The sequence below is a fragment of the Skermanella stibiiresistens SB22 genome, assembly GCF_000576635.1.
Lineage (GTDB): Bacteria > Pseudomonadota > Alphaproteobacteria > Azospirillales > Azospirillaceae > Skermanella > Skermanella stibiiresistens.
The window spans coordinates 1-321 of record NZ_AVFL01000148.1; the positions used below are offsets into that span (position 1 = coordinate 1).

At 75.1% G+C, this 321-nt stretch carries 1 protein-coding gene; it reads left to right on the plus strand.

What is annotated here, in order from left to right; genetic code table 11:
• Window positions 1-314: Hpt domain-containing protein (locus N825_RS35850; protein ID WP_037462578.1), on the plus strand; the 314-nt coding region annotated here is incomplete at its 5' end.
• Between the last annotated feature and the right edge of the window lie 7 nt (window positions 315-321).

Sequence of the window (321 nt, forward strand, 5' to 3'; positions counted from 1 at the left end):
GCATGGCCGCCAAGCTGGCCGATCTCGCCAGGGCGGTGGGAGCGGACAACCTCGACGCCATGCTCGCCGTGGTGCCCGACGCGGCCCGCCGGGAACTGGCCCGGCTGAGGGCGGCGGGCGCCGATGTCGCCGAGGCGCGGCGCGCGGCGCATGCGCTCAACGGTCTGGCCGGCAACTTCGGCCTGGAGCGGCTTCGCCGGCTGGCCGAGATGGTGGAAACCGGGCAGCTCGACGCCGCGGCGACCGCCGACCTGATCGCGACGGCGATCGACGAGTGCGAAACCGCGATAGCGGGCTGGCGGGTGCCGGCCTGAGCGCTTG